This window comes from Desulfatiglans sp., from assembly GCA_012513605.1.
Lineage (GTDB): Bacteria > Desulfobacterota > DSM-4660 > Desulfatiglandales > HGW-15 > JAAZBV01.
In genome coordinates, this window is record JAAZBV010000089.1 from 46153 (window position 1) to 61665 (window position 15513).

The window sequence follows — 15513 nt, forward strand, 5'->3', positions numbered from 1 at the left end:
TAAAACACCCTGTTCCCGATCAGTTTTAAATCAATATAATCACTAAAAAAGTTCCCGTCTTTTTCTAGAGGGCAAAATTCCAAGGGTCTCCCTGTATTTTGCTACTGTCCTGCGGGCAACATCAATGTTATGATTTTTTAACATATCAGCAACCTCCTGGTCACTGTATGGAGTACCTTTATTTTCAGACTTTATAATGTTTCTGATGTGTTCCTTAACGCTTTCAGAGGCAATGGAATCACCTTCCATGCTGTTGATAGCGCTGTTAAAAAAGTATTTAAGTTCAAATACCCCCTGGGGGGTGTGGACATATTTATTTGTGGTCACCCTGCTTATTGTAGATTCATGCATCTGTATATGCTCGGCAACATCCCTCAAAACAAGTGGTTTAAGGTGGGTAACCCCGTAATCAAAAAATTTCCTCTGAAACTGGACTATGCTCTCTGTTACCTTATAAATGGTTCTCTGTCTTTGATGAATGCTTTTTATCAGCCACGCAGCCGACTTCATCTTGTCAAGGATATACTCCTTTGTCTTGTCATTGCCGGGAGAAGCCCCATTGTCATGATTAAGTATTTCTTTATAATAGCTGTTTATTTTTAGTTTAGGAAGACCATCTTCATTCAGTACAATCTCGTAATCATCCCCCACCTTGAATACATAGATATCCGGGCTTATATATATTGTATCCTCTTCACTGTAAAGCCTGCCGGGCTTGGGTTCAAGATTGGTAATGATTTCAACCGCCTTAAGCACCTCAGGCATGCTTATGGAAAGCCCCTTAGCTATCTTGTCGTACCTTTTGTTTTCCAGGTTATCCATGTGATCCATGATTATCTTTTCGACAATCGTTCCCGTTAGATTCTGGAACCTGGCCTGGATAAGGAGGCATTCCCTTGTGTCCCTTGCACCTACCCCGACTGGATCAAAATTCTGTATTGCCCGGAGGGTACAAGCCACCTCCTCTTCAGTGCCCCCGGTTGCCTCGCAAAGTTCCTCCATGGATATCTGAAGATAGCCATCCTCATCTATATTCCCGATAATCTGGATGGCTATTTCTCTCTGTTTTTCATCCATATGACTCATGGAAAGCTGCCACATCAGGTGAGAGTTGAGGCTTGTCTTCTCCTGGTTCATATTTTCAAAGGCAGGGGCCTCCTTGCCCTGATATGGTGTATCTGCCCAACCGGTGTTGTATTCTGAGATATATGTCTCCCAGTCTACAGTATCGTTTGTGGCATTTTCATCTATGGTGACCTCTTTTGCCGGCTGTTCTTCAGGTGAAGAGATAGCATCTTCAACGATCTCAATATTATCGCCTTCTGTATCCAATGGGGACTGTTCGTCCAGAAGGGGGTTTGTTTCCATTTCCTGTGTAATGGTTTCAAGCAGTTCAAGCCTTGAGAGCTGCAAAAGTTTAATAGCCTGCTGCAGCTGCGGGGTCATTATGAGCTGCTGGGAGAGGCTTAGAGATTGTTTAAGTTGAAGCGCCATTTGACCTTGTTATTAATCCATTAGTGTTGTCATTACATATTAAAGTCTTCACCCAGGTATACATCCCTTGCAACCTTGCTGTTCAGTATATCTGCGGGTGAACCGTATTCAACTATATTCCCCTGCTTGACCAGATAAGCGGCATCACATACATCAAGGGTCTCTCTTACATTGTGATCAGTAATAATAATCCCTATGCCCTTTTCCTTTAGCCGCCTTATTATCTGTTTTATATCATTAATGATCAGCGGGTCTATCCCGGCAAAGGGCTCATCCAGCAGCATAAACCTGGGTTCCGATACAAGCGCCCTTGATATCTCAAGCCTTCTTCTTTCTCCGCCGGAAAGGGATGAGGCCTTCTGACCTGCCAGGTGTTTTATATCCAGCTCATCAAGAAACCTGTTCACCCTCTCTTTGATTTCGGTTGAAGAATAATTGTTTCCTTCTACAACCGCAAGTATATTCTCATAAACAGTCAGTTTTCTGAAAACAGATGGTTCCTGTGGCAGATAGCTTATCCCCTTCCTTGCCCGCATATACATGGGATCATCTGTTATATCATTGCCGTCGAGCAGGATGCGTCCCTCATCCGGCCTTACACGGCCTATCATCATGTAAAAGGAGGTTGTCTTTCCTGCCCCATTCGGACCCAGGAGCCCGACAATACTACCCCTTTCTATGCTGATATTGATTTTATCAACTACCCTTTTACCCTTATATATCTTGGCAACATCCCTTGCCTCTAGTTTTTCAACCGGTATGGACAATCCTGTTACCTTTCATCCTTTCCGGTTCTGGATAATGTTGCCTTGTCCTCTTTTGTTCCTTCAGCACTGAAACTTTCTTCTTTTATATCATATATAATCTTTTGGGCACGCCCTTCACCGCCTTTACCATATTTAAAATATGGGTTTCCTGTAAGGATTATCTTTTCGGATTCTATAATATATTCCGCCATTTCCGCTGCTGCATAACTTCCATCTGAACGTTTGATTACTATTGATTCTGTGGCAATAATCTTTTCTATCACATTGGATTTTATGCTTGTATCCTTGCCTGTGTTTTTGAAATACAACTCAAGCTTCTGACAGGACATGGTAATATCATCACCTTCAACCTTAAAACCATCAAGCTTTACATCACCATTAAAGGTTGCCTTTGACTCTTTCATGTACATTTTCCAGGAGATAGACTCTATTTTTACCTCCCCGGCCTGGGTGTCAAAGATATTTTCAATTTTTTTTGTCTCCGGATAGACACTACCGGGCAGCAATATAAATAATAATATGAATATCAGCAAAATGTTGTGTAATTGTTTCATTAATCAAGTGCCCCTGTATCAAAGACCGAATTTACATCTTTGAGTATTTCCAGTGTTTTCTTTTCCAGATCCATAAACAACCCCTTGCCAGTTATCCTGAAAAAAGGCCCCTCTACTGTAACAACCTCATCGGATTTAATACAGTTTTCATCCTGTTGAATCGTTATTCGCTCGGTGTAAAGGAGATACCCGTCTGCTGTTTTACCCTTAAGCCCCCCGGATAGGTAAATCTCATTTTTTGCCCTGTCAAACTCCCCGCTTGCCCCTTCGAGTTTAAAATCAAGGGCCTCTTTTGTCTGGTATTTCAGCCTGAACCCCGTAAAGCTGCCTATTTCACTATCCTTTTCAGTAGAAAAACTACCCTCATCAGCCTCAAGTGTCAGTTTAGTACCTTTGTCGGGATCAGTCTTAGAAATTTTAAAATTTTCCGAGCTGATATCCGCCTTTGGGACAGTCACCTCCGGCATCTTATTCTCGGATTCTCCTTTATCGGTTTTTACCAGAAAAAATCCGATGATAGATAACAGGAGAACAACCCCGATTAATGGCAACGATTTTTTTGAGAGCCTCACCATAATGCAATAATTATACCAGATACATTTTTACTATGTAAAGCCTAATTTGGTTTTTTCATTGTTTCCGTAAAATTCCGGCCATTTCCCCTTTGCCTTGAGGATGATCTCGCACATCTCCCTTACAGCGCCAAACCCTCCCGGGGCCTTGGTTACATAGATGGCTGCATCACGGGTTTCCATGGTGGCATCTGCTACGGCAACCGGAAGCCCGGCACACCTTAACATGGGGATATCAGGGAGATCATCCCCCATGCAGCAGACCTGATCTATTTTAAGACCTTTTTCAGCTATTATCTTTTTACATACTGCTTCCTTCTCTTTTATACCCTGATAGACCATGGTAATCCCCAGGTCAGCGGCCCTCAATCTTACCGTCTCAGATTCCCTGCCGGTGATAATCGCAACATCAATACCCGCATGAAGTAAAAGCCTTATGCCATGCCCGTCCTTTACATTAAAATATTTTGTCTCCTGCCCCAGGTCATTCATTACTATGCGGCCATCTGTCATTACACCATCCACATCAAGTACAAGGAGCGCTATTTCTTTTGCCCTGTTTTCTATCATTATCTGTTTCTCCTTTGGGTCAGTTGACAAGGGAGTGGATATCCTTGAGCAGTATCAGAAGGGGTTTCACCTCTTCAAGAGGTAAAGAGTTGGGGCCGTCACACAGTGCCCTGTCAGGGTCAGGGTGCACCTCCATAAATACCCCGTTAGCGCCCGCAGCCACTGCTGCACGGGCGAGGGATGCTGCATATTTTCTCTCTCCGCCAGAACTGGTACCGTCACCACCCGGCAGCTGAACACTGTGGGTGGCGTCAAAGACAACAGGGAATCCGAAGCCTTTCATGATGGGGATACCCCTGAAGTCCACCACAAGATTATTGTACCCGAAGAATGTGCCCCTTTCCGTGAGCATGATATTTTTGTTCCCGCTTGATAGCACCTTTTTTACGGCCTGCTCAAAATCAAGGGGTGATACAAACTGCCCCTTCTTGATATTGACCGTCTTCCCTGATTTCCCTGCCTTTACAAGGAGGTCTGTCTGCCTGCTTAAAAAGGCAGGTATCTGAAGTACATCCAGCACTGAGGCGGCTTTTTCCACCTCATCAAGGCTGTGGATATCTGAAAGTACCGGAAGGCCAGTCTTTTCTTTAACCTTCATGATGATCTCAAGGCCTTTTTCTAACCCGGGTCCCCTGTATGAGGTAACCGATGTCCTGTTTGCCTTGTCATATGAGGTCTTGAATATAATCGGGATATCAAGTTTTTCGGATGTCTCTTTTAAAAAGGAGGCTACCCTCAATGTTATCTCTTCCGACTCTATGACGCAGGGCCCGGCAATGATAAAGAATGGCCCTTTTTCGTCTATCCTGATATTTCCCGCATATACTGTGTTACCCATACACTTCTCCATGGAATAATGAACAGCTCTTTCCCGGGGATGTGCCTCATAAATTGGCATGGTTAGCCGGGAAAGGTTTAATGCTTATAAAAAGGGTAGGTAAATGTCAAGCAAACAACATGCGCCTCATCTTCAAGAGTCTTTCAACATAAACTTTTGCTTGTCTTATCCATGTTTTGGAACTATCATTGCTCCCCGCTGCCTCAATGGGGCAGATTTTTTTATGTCATAACAATATGATCCCGGAGGTGTTAAAAGGTGGCCAGTAAAAAGACAACCAGGACAATAGAAGAGATAAATAAAAAGATCAGGTCAGGAAAGGCAGTAGTTGTCAGGGCCGACGAGATGACAGAGATCGTTAAACAGAAGGGCGCCAGCGCAGCCGCAGCAGAAATAGATGTTGTCACAACAGGGACCTTTTCACCAATGTGTTCTTCCGGTGCATTTATTAACTTCGGCCACACAAAACCGGCTATCAGGGCCTCAAAGGTATTGTTTAATAATGTCCCTGCTTATGGCGGTATTGCAGCAGTCGATGCATATATCGGTGCAACCGAGGTTGCAGAGGATGATCCATTAAACGGAGTATATCCCGGACAGTTCAAGTATGGCGGAGGCCATGTTATACATGACCTTATCGCAGGGAAAAAGATAACACTCAGGGCAACATCATATGGAACAGACTGTTACCCCAGAAAGGAATTTGAAAAGAAGATTACACTTTCCGACCTGCCTTACGCTACCATGCTGAACCCCCGGAATGCCTATCAGAACTATAACTGTGCAATAAACCTGAGCGCAAAGACCATCTATACATACATGGGAGTCCTAAAACCCAAGGCCGGGAATGCCAACTACGCAACCGCAGGCTGTGTAAGCCCACTCTTCAACGACCCCTATTACCTTACACTGGGCATGGGTACAAGGATCTTTCTGGGGGGCGCACAGGGTTATATTGTAGGCCCCGGCACACAGCATAACCCGAATGCGGAGAGGGCAAAAAACGGCACGCCCCTGTCCGGGGCAGGCACACTCATGGTAATGGGTGATATGAAACAGATGGACCCGAAATGGATTGCGGGTGTAAGCATGCAGGGTTATGGATGCAGTATTAACATAGGGCTCGGTGTCCCAATACCCATACTCAATGAAGATATGGCAAAGTTTACAGGTGTCGCTGATGAGGATATCTACACCCGTGTTGTTGACTATGGCAATGACTACCCTAATGGGGAATCAAAGACCCTTGCCATGGTAAGCTATGCCCAGCTTAAAAGCGGCATGATTAAATTCAATGGCAGGGATATTCCGACAGTACCCCTTTCTTCATATGTGAGAGCTGTTGAGGTGGCGGAGATATTAAAAACATGGATCAAAAAAGGGGATTTTATTCTCACTGAACCACAGGTGATGCTGCCTACAGCAAGGAAATCCTGATACACGCATGCATCTGGCTCAGAATAAAAGGCTTGCAGAAGATGAATATCAATGAAGGCTTTTCAGAAGGGGGTTCCATAATACACAGGCTTGATCCCAGGGTCAGAATACTCTCTGCATTTGCCTTTTCAGTGGTAATATCATCTTCAGAAAGGGTTCCCCCTGTTTTTCTTGGCCTTATTGCTGCGCTTGTAATAGCGGCATTAGCCAGGCTTCAGGTTAAAAAATTCCTGGTGCGTATCCTCTGCGCTAATCTCTTTATACTGTTTTTGTGGCTCTTTCTCCCTTTTACCATAAAGGGGGAGAGCCTTTTACAGATCGGGCCGTTTAATATTTCACTGGAGGGGCTCATATACTGCCTTCGCCTTACAATAAAATCAAATGCCATAATTACTGTTCTTATCGCACTTACAGCCACAATGCCTGTGTTTACCATGGGCAGGGCAATGGGGGCGCTGGGTCTGCCTTCAAAGATAGTAAATCTATTTATTTTTTCTTACAGGTATATCCATACTATCATGAATGAATACCGAAGGCTTAAAGAGGCCATGGAGATAAGGGGATTCCGCCCTGGTACAAACCTGCATACTTACCGTTCCTATGCCTATCTGGCAGGGATGCTGATTGTTAAAAGTCATGACCGCGCAGAGCGGGTACATTCCGCGATGCTGTGCAGGGGCTTTCATGGTAGGTTTTATGACCTTACCGGGTTTAATATAAATGGTGCTGATTTTATTTTTGTGATCATATTTCTTTTTACCCTTACTGCTATTATCTTTGCAAGATGACGGAAACAGATAACATCATAAACCTGGAAAAGGTATCCTTTTCATACCCTTCCGGTAGAAAGGTGATTAATGATCTTGACCTTCGCCTTAAAAAAGGGGAAAGGCTCGGCATAATCGGGCCAAACGGAAGCGGGAAGAGCACTATGTTCAGACTCATAATGGGTCTGTTAAGACCCACGAGCGGCAGACTCACTATCTTCGGGAAGGAGATGACACATAAAAGGGACTTCTTTCCGGTAAGGCAGCGGATCGGCCTGCTTTTTCAGGACCCGGATGACCAGCTTTTTAACCCGACCGTGCTTGATGATGTGGCCTTCGGGCCCCTTAATCAGGGGAAAAGTATTAAGGATGCAAAGGATATCTCAAGGAAGGCGCTTTCTGACCTTGGCATAGGGGATCTTGAGGATAGGATAACATATAAACTCTCCGGCGGGGAAAAGAAGCTTGTATCCCTTGCAACAGTGCTTGCCATGAAACCTGAGGTCCTTCTCCTTGATGAACCAACATCGGGCATTGATCCTGACACCACCCATAAAATAATGCATATACTTGAATCTATAGATGTTTCAGCCATAATCATCTCGCATGACATGGATTTTATCAGCCATACCACCGGGGTAATATATGGCATGTTAGATGGCAGGATTACTAAGGAAAGGGGAGAATTTGCACATAGCCATGTCCATACCCATGGTCATGGAGAGGTGCCCCATACCCACTCTGATATTTCCGGGTAATCTGCAAGCATTAATCCATGTTTATTGAAGGCTTTTCAACAGTCCAAGATACAGAGACCCAGCAAAGGCTTATTACTTGACATAGCATGTTTACCTACCTATAATCCAGAACCGTTTTGACACTATTATTGTTTTACAAATATACCCGGATCGATCAGTTAATCACTTTTCGATCCGGTTTTTCATTGAGTAAAGGTGTTCAGGAGAAGAAATGAGCCCGAGCGGTCATGATACCAAAAAACAACTGGATTACATGGAAAGGGACAAGATCATACTTGTCGGTAACCCCAATGTGGGGAAAAGTGTAATCTTCGGGCTACTGACCGGCAAATATGTAACCGTCTCCAACTACCCCGGAACAACCGTTGAGGTATCAAGGGCATTCTCCCGTTTTGGCGGCAAAAAAAAATATCTGGTTATTGACACCCCTGGCACCAACAGCCTCATTCCCCAGTCAGAAGACGAAAGGGTTACGCGCGACATACTCCTTGACGAAAATGCACAGATTGTTGTCCAGGTGGCCGATTCAAAAAATCTGCGCAGGGGACTTTCCATAAGCATACAGCTTTCTGAAATGGAGATACCCTTTATATTGGACGTCAACATGGTTGATGAGGCGATGAGCAGGGGTATTTACATAGACACAAAAAAACTCGGCCAGATCCTCGGAACCGAGGTTATCCCCACTGTTGCCACCAGAAGGGAGGGGATACATGGGATCATAAAGGGGATCTCAAACCCTCTGAAACCAAATGTAGCTGTGGATTATGGCGATAAGCTGGAAACTGGGATAAGGCAGATACAGGGGCTTTACCCTGAAAAGATATCCAGGTTGATTGCCATAATGCTCCTTGAGGGGGAGCATGGAATAGATGAATGGTTTTCAGCCAGGTATGGCAAAGAGGCAATTGAGAGGGTATATGCGATAAGAACCTCTATTCAGTCCATGAGCCCCACACCGTTAAGCTACCTTATCAACAAGCGCAGGATGGCAAAGGTAGATGAGATCATGAGGGAGGTTCAGACAAAGGATGAACGGGCCGCGGATCACAATATCGCCCAGACCTTTGGCAGGCTTTCCATGCACCCTGTATGGGGCATACCCATTCTGCTTGCAGTGCTCTACATTACATACAAGATTGTTGGTGAATTCGGCGCAGGCACATGTGTTGATTTTATGGAGAGCATCGTGTTCGGTGAATATATCAACCCATTCTTAAGAAGGGTTGTTCATTCAGTAACAGGTAATGCACTCATAAGGGAATTCCTGATCGGTGAATATGGCATCTTTACCATGGCCTTCACCTACGCCATCGCGATAGTGCTTCCCATTGTGGGTTTCTTCTTTTTGATTTTTGGTCTTATGGAAGACTCAGGGTATATGCCAAGGCTTGCAATAATGGTTAACAGGATATTCAGGATAATCGGCCTCAATGGCACCGCTGTTTTACCCATGATTCTGGGCCTGGGGTGCGCGACCATGGCAACCCTTACCGCAAGGATACTCCCCAGCAAAAAGGAGAGGATTATCATTACACTGCTCCTGGCCCTTGCTGTCCCGTGCTCTGCCCAGCTTGGTGTAATCTTTGGCGGGACATCAACCATATCCCCCTGGGCCACCATTATCTGGGCCTTCGTCATTATATGTGTCATCTTTGTGATCGGCTATTTCTCATCTATCGTGATCCCCGGGAAAAAATCAGATTTCATACTTGAGACTCCGCCCATCAGGATACCCAAGTTTTCAAACATAGTTATAAAAACCTTTGCACGTATTGAGTGGTATCTGAAAGAGGCAGTTCCCCTGTTCATGCTGGGCACAATAATACTATTTACCCTTGATAAACTGGGCGTACTTACACTGATTCAGGATTTAGCCGCGCCTGTTGTGGTGAACCTGCTCGGGCTTCCAAAGGAGATTGCAGGTGCATTTGTGATGGGGTTTTTAAGAAGAGATTACGCTGCAGTGCTTGTTGTAAAGGAGGGAAACCTTGATCCGATCCAGATGCTCGTAGCCCTTGTCACCATCACCCTTTTTGTGCCCTGCATAGCCAATATGTTTATAATGATCAAGGAGCGCGGCATAAAGACAGCCTCCATTATTGTATCTTTTATATTTGTCTTTGCCTTTTTGTTCGGCGGGTTATTTAATTTTATTCTGCGTATACTTAAGGTAACCCTATGAAATGCGCCCTGTGCGGATACGAATTTGACCCTGATAAAAATGAGTGTAAGGGGTGTCCTGTAAATAAAAATTGCAGGAGCATCTGCTGCCCCCACTGCGGGTACAGCACAGTTGAAAGATCCGGCATCATTGACTGGATAAAGAGAGTAACCAAAGGAGATAAAGATGTTACTGACAAAAGAAGAGATTGATGAGGTCCTTGAATCCATATGGTGCGGTAAGGAGATAGGCTCTGTAAAAAGGGCTGACCTTCTGAAAATAGAGAACCCTAAGGTAACAGAGGAGGTCATTGATGGGCTCATAGATGATGATTTCATATTTGAGGTCAGAGATGAGATAAACCTTACCCAGAAGGGAGAGGAGATTGCCAGGAAACTCATCAGGGCTCACAGGCTTGCTGAAAGGCTCTTTACAGATGTCATGGAGATAGAGGATGCACCCATGGAAGAGACTGCATGCAGCCTTGAACACTGCCTGAGCCATGAGGCCCTTGATGCCATATGCACCCTGCTTGGCCACCCGCGTGAATGCCCTCACGGCAGGCATATCCCTCCGGGGGCCTGCTGTAAAAGGGCGGAACAGAATATACAGCCTGTAATTATGCCCCTTAACAGATTAAAGTCGGGAGAAACAGGACGGATTGTATATGTCTCTACAAAACACCATTCACGCCTTGACAGGCTCACAGACCTTGGCATCACACCAGGCGAGATGGTAAAGGTTCATCAGACCTACCCCGCATTTGTACTCAAGGTGGGGGAGACAGACCTTGCCATTGACCCTGAGGTGCTGGATGATGTTTATGTCAGGAAGAATGGCAAAAGCTGAATATCTAACTATTTCAAAGAGGAGCATTTATGGAGAGAATCCCGTTTACAAAGGAAGGTCTTGATAAGGTTAAGGAAGAGCTTGCACACATAAAAAAGGTTGAGCGTCCGGATAATATACGCGCCATTGAAGAGGCCAGAAAACATGGGGACCTGAGTGAGAATGCAGAATACCATGCAGCAAAGGAAAAGCAGTCATTTCTTGAAGGCAAGATAAATGAACTGGAATCGGTCATCGGTCAGGCAGAGGTAATAGATTTTACAAATGGCCCGACAGACAGGGTAGTTTTTGGCCGTACCGTGCTCCTCTATAATATGGAAACGGAAGAAGAGGTGCAGTATCAGCTTTTAGGGCCATATGAATCTGACCCTGATAATGGAAGGATCTCTGTAAAATCACCCATAGGCATGGCCCTTATCGGAAGCGAGGTGGGTGACGAGGTAAGGGTAAAAACACCTGGCGGGCTCCAGGAGTATGAGGTGCTGGAGATTTTATGAGGTCATACAGAAAAGAGCTGTGGTTTAATGTGTCTACACGAAGGGCCTTTATCAATATCACGCCCGATATTGAGGTATGCCTGAAGGAGAGCGAAATTAAAGAGGGCCTATTACTCTGTAACGCAATGCATATCACCGCATCGGTCTTTATTAATGATGATGAATCAGGCCTGCACCACGATTATGAAAAATGGCTTGAACAACTCGCTCCTCATGAGCCTGTTTCACAGTACCGGCATAATGTAGGGGAGGACAATGCGGATGCCCACATGAAAAGGCAGATCATGGGAAGAGAGGTGGTTGTTGCCATAACAGATGGCAGGCTTGACTTCGGCCCCTGGGAACAGATCTTTTACGGCGAGTTTGACGGCAGAAGAAGGAAACGGGTGCTGGTAAAGATCATCGGCGAGTGAAAGTATAGATGAAACTGCTTCATTTCATACCAGACAGCCCCTTCTCAGTTTATATTAAAGATACCTTTGACAGGGTTTTTCCCGACTCTAACATATACCGAACTCATACACTTAGGGGTGATTCCCCGGCTTTTCTTGAAAAAAGTCCGGATGTTGAATTTGCAGGCATCGATTACTGGACAAGCAGGAGAATGAGAGAAGAGGTCAAACAGTGCGATTGCCTGATAATCAACTCTATGAATCCTCTGTATATTGATGCAATCCTTGGGGCGCCTTCAAATGTGGTGATTTTCTGGGCAACCTGGGGAGGCGATTATTACAGGTTTTTATCTCCTTATATGACAGATATTCACCTTCCAAAGACCAGGATACTGCTTGAGGCGCGAAAAGGCAGGGAATTCATCAGGTATTGGATTAATCGCATGATGACTGCAATAAAGGATCCGTTAAAAATCAGGAGTTACCTTGGGGTTTTTCTCCCATATTTATCCTGGAGAAAAAAGCTGCCGCTTGACGTGATCCCAAGGATTGACTATTTCCATGTCCTGCCTACTGTCAGAAATTTATTTGAAATGGCGTTCCCCGGCGCGAATAAACAATACAATGAGATGTTCTTTTTTTGTGCAGAAAAAACATTTTCTGCTGGTCCCACCTCAATGAATGGTCCTGATATCCTGATAGGAAACGGGGCCACACCGGCAAATAACCATCTGGAGATTTTTGATCTGCTTGATGATCTTGATCTAGGCTCCCGGAAATTGATAGTCCCTTTAAACAGGGGAGATAAAAGGTATGCAAAAGAGATCGAAATCATCGGGAAAAGGCGATTTGGTGAAAGAATAACCATATTAAGAGATTTAATGCCTGCTTCTCAGTATTACCAGTGTATACAAAAATGTGGCACTGTGATAATGAACCATGTTCGACATGCTGCTGGAGCAACAATACCCACTGTCATGTATAAAGGCTCCAGAGTCTATCTGCGGAATGAGAATCCGCTAAAAAATTTTTATGAGAATCTAGGTGTCCCTGTTGGAAGCGTGCAGGATGATTTGGCGGAAAGAAAAAAATTCCTTAAACCTTTTTGTGACACAGAAAAGATACAAATTCATAAGGTTTTAGAGGCAAGGTGGAGTGACGCAAACGCCCTTCAATCAATAGGCAGACTTGCAGATTTCGTTAAAGAGAGACATTCTCTCTGCAGATAAGGGATAATGCCGGACAGACAATACTGAGAATAGATCACATGACAACAGAACCCTTTCCTTTTAACAGATCAGACTATTCCTTATGCTATTCAGATAACTTTGAAAAGCGAAATAACACATCCTGCCCGGTTTTTATAAGAAAAATTCCTGGAAAAGAGCTTATGGATGGCAGGCTTCCATGGCCATATGTAAAATTGAATTCAGAGGATCATAATAATTTCTATGATCAATATCAGGATCTAATTACCATTGTTGGGGTGACCAGACCCTCACCGAGGCCGCCATGGTCAGGATCAGATATCATTCAGCACAAAAACCATTTTATAATAAATCCCGCCCTGTCGAGAAAACCATTAAGCAGAAAATCGCTTTCAAACCTGCGGAAAGGCGAAAGGATATGGAAACCGTTGACGGTGAATCCAGAAAAAGATATTGATGTATTTATAACCCTTCACAGGGATGTAATATTAAGAAGAGCGCTTATCGGAAGCGCATTTGATCACCCTATATCACACTTCATAAAACTTTTTCAACTCCCCCAAATCCAGGTTTTTGGAGTTGCTAAAGGGGCTGTCTGGGGCGCTATGGCCTGCGGCCTGAATTTTAATCATGAATTGCATTTACTCCACATAGTAACTGGCAATACAGGAATAACCTCATGCGCCTCATATGCCCTGATGAATCATATAACCGAGTATTCACATCAAAACAACATTATGGTTTTCATGGGGGGCGCCCCGGAAGGAGATAATGGCGGGCTTTTACGTTTTAAGGTGCGTTGGAGCAACCATTCACTTCCAACATGGCTCCTTCGTATGGTGATAGAGCAAAAGAGATACTATCAGCTTTCTATACCCGGCAACAGGTTTTTTCCAGCATACAGGACTACATGGCTTTCTTAATCAATACCCGAAGGCCCCTATGTCCACGAGAGATTCGAGTGAGCGTATTTCAATCTGCTGGTGCTGCACATACTGATATTCCACTGGGTAGTTTGCCACATCTGTCGGCAGGCTGCCTGCGTTACCCCTTGCAAGCGAACCAGATGAAAGATGGAAATCCTGTGCACTAAAATCCAGAAATCCCGGTGTGCTTCCTTCTATGTTTCCAAGGTCAGCCACAGTGGCACCCGGATCAAGGTCTGATTCATGTGTGAGTTGCCAATCTTCCGGGAGCCAGTTATCTTCAAGCTCTGTCTGACCATTACCGCTTGTTATGGCAAGGTACCCTCCTCCCGCGGATGCATAGATAATATTGTTGAATACCAGAGCAGTAACATCAAGGGTGCTTAAACGCATGAGCGTGGTGTTACCGCTGCGTGTGGAGACAACCGTGTTGTGATAAAAATAGAGTGTGCCCCTGCGATACATATCCGTGTCACCGCCATCACCTCCATAATGCATGATCTGGCTGTTGCCTGCCCCGTCCGGTTCTATAAGCACGTTACCATATACAAAAGTCTCATCATATGCCGGGTCGTTTGCTATGTGATCATAATCAGTCTCCACAAGATCAAGCTGGCGGTTCCCTGCTTCTATCCAGTTGTACCTGATAATTGTGCCGGATGAACGATCCTTCAGGTTATTCCCAAGGCACCCTGCCCTGAGCGGGCCATAGTGATTATATTCAAACACAATACCAAGGCTTTCTGTATAGGAGTTATGCTGATAGATACTGTCCTCTATACCGTTACCATATACATAGTTGCCGCTGATCCTGACACGGGAAGATGCTGAGCCTGAAAAGAGGCCGTTTGCAGCATCATGAATCAGGCAGTCATGAACTGTTATGTCAGACCCCTCTTCAATATGGATGGCTGCCGCATTTGTGCTGTATTCCTGTGTATTGCCTGCGTCATCGGTAAACTGGTAACCCGGCCTTGCACTTCTTATGTCCAGCCCCTGAATATAGATGTGTGAAGGGACATCAGGGTTATCCGGGATGCTTGACCCGCCGATCTTGATAATACTCCTCACCTCGTTCCAGTAATCCAGTTCAGTGCGGGTTATAGCATCATCCCCGCTTATGATTGGCCTTTGATCGCCTTCAGGTATACCTAAGACCACTACCGGCGATAGAGCAGTTGCCGCTACATTGATTACCCATTTGGCCTGATAGGGCGTAGTGCGATAGTAGATGCGCACAAGGGTGGATGGTTCAAGGTTCTCCCACGGGACATCCCCTGGTTCAGCATATTGTTTACCAGGCCCAACATCATAGACATGGGTGAAGGCTGATGGGTTCCAGGTATATACAGGGGTTGCGCTATCTCCTTCATCACCGGTTTCATCTTCTTCATCCCCCTGAATGGGATCACCATTATTGATAACTGCAGGAGGGGTATCCCCGGAAGAGCCTGATCCACCATTGCAGGCATTGATTAAAAGCAACCCTGTAATAATAAACAATGGCAGCATACAGCATTCGGCCCAGCCCCAAATCTTTGATATGCGTTTTTTTATATTTTTAACCTGCATGGAATCAAGCCCCTTTCTTCTTAACCCGACTTTCGCTATTGGGCATGTTTAAAAAAATAAGTAATTGAAAATATGAAGTATTTTTTAGCAGAGGTTAAAAAGTCTTCACTACAGAGACATTTAGCCCTTGTGATAGCTCAGGTGGAGG

General features: G+C 44.8%; 17 protein-coding genes. 10 read left to right on the forward strand and 7 right to left on the reverse strand.

Features of this window, described 5'->3' with window-relative positions; translation table 11 throughout:
- Window positions 1-42: 42 nt before the first annotated feature.
- From rpoN to kdsA, 6 genes are read right to left on the reverse strand one after another with little or no spacing between them, the layout of a single operon-like run.
- The gene (gene rpoN, locus GX654_11910; protein ID NLD37562.1) at window positions 43-1494 is read right to left on the reverse strand and encodes an RNA polymerase factor sigma-54; all 1452 of its coding nucleotides are present in this window, start codon (window positions 1492-1494) and stop codon (window positions 43-45) included.
- A gap of 32 nt (window positions 1495-1526) precedes the next feature.
- Window positions 1527-2261, reverse strand: a complete 735-nt coding sequence (gene lptB / locus GX654_11915; GenBank protein ID NLD37563.1) for an LPS export ABC transporter ATP-binding protein — start codon at window positions 2259-2261, stop codon at window positions 1527-1529.
- Between the two features lie 5 nt (window positions 2262-2266).
- The gene (locus tag GX654_11920) at window positions 2267-2815 is read right to left on the reverse strand and encodes a hypothetical protein (protein ID NLD37564.1); all 549 of its coding nucleotides are present in this window, start codon (window positions 2813-2815) and stop codon (window positions 2267-2269) included.
- Complete coding sequence (gene lptC / locus GX654_11925; protein NLD37565.1) at window positions 2815-3366, reverse strand: LPS export ABC transporter periplasmic protein LptC; 552 nt, start codon at window positions 3364-3366, stop codon at window positions 2815-2817. Before lptC ends, GX654_11920 begins: the two co-directional genes overlap by 1 nt.
- Before the next feature lie 54 nt (window positions 3367-3420).
- Entirely contained in the window at window positions 3421-3954 is a 534-nt protein-coding gene (locus GX654_11930; GenBank protein ID NLD37566.1) for an HAD-IIIA family hydrolase, read from the reverse strand.
- 22 nt (window positions 3955-3976) lie between these two features.
- Window positions 3977-4795, reverse strand: coding sequence for a 3-deoxy-8-phosphooctulonate synthase (gene kdsA / locus GX654_11935; GenBank protein ID NLD37567.1), 819 nt, complete (start codon window positions 4793-4795; stop codon window positions 3977-3979).
- Between the two features lie 258 nt (window positions 4796-5053).
- Between kdsA and GX654_11940 the strand changes: the two genes are divergently transcribed.
- The 10 genes from GX654_11940 to GX654_11985 all read left to right on the forward strand — a co-directional run bounded on the left by GX654_11940 (window position 5054) and on the right by GX654_11985 (window position 13790).
- Window positions 5054-6232, forward strand: a complete 1179-nt coding sequence (locus GX654_11940) for a hypothetical protein (GenBank protein ID NLD37568.1) — start codon at window positions 5054-5056, stop codon at window positions 6230-6232.
- Between the two features lie 41 nt (window positions 6233-6273).
- Window positions 6274-7020: a cobalt ECF transporter T component CbiQ gene (gene cbiQ / locus GX654_11945; GenBank protein NLD37569.1), complete on the forward strand. Its 747-nt coding sequence runs from the start codon at window positions 6274-6276 to the stop codon at window positions 7018-7020.
- On the forward strand, window positions 7017-7757 hold the full coding sequence (locus tag GX654_11950) for an ABC transporter ATP-binding protein (protein NLD37570.1): 741 nt from the start codon (window positions 7017-7019) through the stop codon (window positions 7755-7757). Before cbiQ ends, GX654_11950 begins: the two co-directional genes overlap by 4 nt.
- A 211-nt stretch (window positions 7758-7968) precedes the next feature.
- A complete protein-coding gene (feoB, locus tag GX654_11955) occupies window positions 7969-9942 on the forward strand; it encodes a ferrous iron transport protein B (protein ID NLD37571.1) in 1974 nt (657 codons plus the stop codon).
- The gene (locus GX654_11960) at window positions 9939-10133 is read left to right on the forward strand and encodes a hypothetical protein (protein ID NLD37572.1); all 195 of its coding nucleotides are present in this window, start codon (window positions 9939-9941) and stop codon (window positions 10131-10133) included. Before feoB ends, GX654_11960 begins: the two co-directional genes overlap by 4 nt.
- On the forward strand, window positions 10108-10770 hold the full coding sequence (locus tag GX654_11965) for a metal-dependent transcriptional regulator (GenBank protein ID NLD37573.1): 663 nt from the start codon (window positions 10108-10110) through the stop codon (window positions 10768-10770). The genes GX654_11960 and GX654_11965 overlap by 26 nt, the downstream gene beginning before the upstream one ends.
- 29 nt (window positions 10771-10799) lie before the next feature.
- Window positions 10800-11267, forward strand: a complete 468-nt coding sequence (gene greA / locus GX654_11970; GenBank protein NLD37574.1) for a transcription elongation factor GreA — start codon at window positions 10800-10802, stop codon at window positions 11265-11267.
- Window positions 11264-11680: a YjbQ family protein gene (locus GX654_11975; protein NLD37575.1), complete on the forward strand. Its 417-nt coding sequence runs from the start codon at window positions 11264-11266 to the stop codon at window positions 11678-11680. Before greA ends, GX654_11975 begins: the two co-directional genes overlap by 4 nt.
- Before the next feature lie 8 nt (window positions 11681-11688).
- Entirely contained in the window at window positions 11689-12888 is a 1200-nt protein-coding gene (locus tag GX654_11980) for a TDP-N-acetylfucosamine:lipid II N-acetylfucosaminyltransferase (GenBank protein ID NLD37576.1), read from the forward strand.
- Between the two features lie 38 nt (window positions 12889-12926).
- On the forward strand, window positions 12927-13790 hold the full coding sequence (locus GX654_11985; protein ID NLD37577.1) for a hypothetical protein: 864 nt from the start codon (window positions 12927-12929) through the stop codon (window positions 13788-13790).
- Here GX654_11985 and GX654_11990 read toward each other — a convergent pair whose 3' ends face one another.
- Window positions 13791-15365: a polysaccharide-degrading enzyme gene (locus GX654_11990; GenBank protein ID NLD37578.1), complete on the reverse strand. Its 1575-nt coding sequence runs from the start codon at window positions 15363-15365 to the stop codon at window positions 13791-13793.
- Between the last annotated feature and the right edge of the window lie 148 nt (window positions 15366-15513).